Genomic DNA, 727 nt, shown 5'->3' on the forward strand with positions numbered 1-727 from the left:
ATCAAATCGATAACAAGTAATTCAAGTCAAGTAGAGTAATGGCGTGAAAGAACATCTTTCGATATTCAATCTCAGTTACTCAATTTTGATTGATTACTAATATCAGCTTTCCAAATTGTTAAAGAACATTTAAGGTAAAAACCTTAATCAATGATGCAGATCATTCATTAAGACTCTTACGAACAGACTGACTAAAGGTTTAATCGTCCGATTTCTTTCTTAGGCAAGGACGTTTGACGCGTAGTGTGCAATCAGCACATGAGCGTTAAACGGACGCAGCATAAGGAAGAAATGGTAGGCTTGGGCAGACTTGAACTGCCGACCTCACCCTTATCAGGGGTGCGCTCTAACCAGCTGAGCTACAAGCCTGTGGTGGAGCTAAGCAGGATCGAACTGCTGACCTCCTGAATGCAAATCAGGCGCTCTCCCAGCTGAGCTATAGCCCCATTTTTGTGCTTCGCCTTTGGGTTTTATTCTTCGCCTTGGTTCGTCGCTCACTCAGTTACATACTCTGTGTATGCGCCTTCGCTCACTCCTCAGCCGGCTCGACTAAAAACCAAATGCTCGCAAAAACTTGGTTTAATGGTTCTTTTCTATTTATAACAAAACAATCTGTGTGAGCACTGCGCTAAATGAATGTCAGCGTCGATTTTTTGGTAAGGAGGTGATCCAACCGCAGGTTCCCCTACGGTTACCTTGTTACGACTTCACCCCAGTCATGAAACAC

General features: G+C 43.6%; 2 tRNA genes and 1 rRNA gene. All 3 read right to left on the reverse strand.

Annotation, left to right across the window (positions count from 1 at the left end):
* Positions 1-292: 292 nt before the first annotated feature.
* A tRNA-Ile gene (locus DXV75_RS17030) sits at positions 293-369 on the reverse strand.
* 1 nt (position 370) lies between these two features.
* Positions 371-446, reverse strand: a tRNA-Ala gene (locus DXV75_RS17035).
* Positions 447-657: 211 nt separating this feature from the next.
* A 16S ribosomal RNA gene (locus DXV75_RS17040) occupies positions 658-727 on the reverse strand; the annotation flags it as partial.

Source organism: Alteromonas aestuariivivens (assembly GCF_003367475.1).
Lineage (GTDB): Bacteria > Pseudomonadota > Gammaproteobacteria > Enterobacterales > Alteromonadaceae > Alteromonas > Alteromonas aestuariivivens.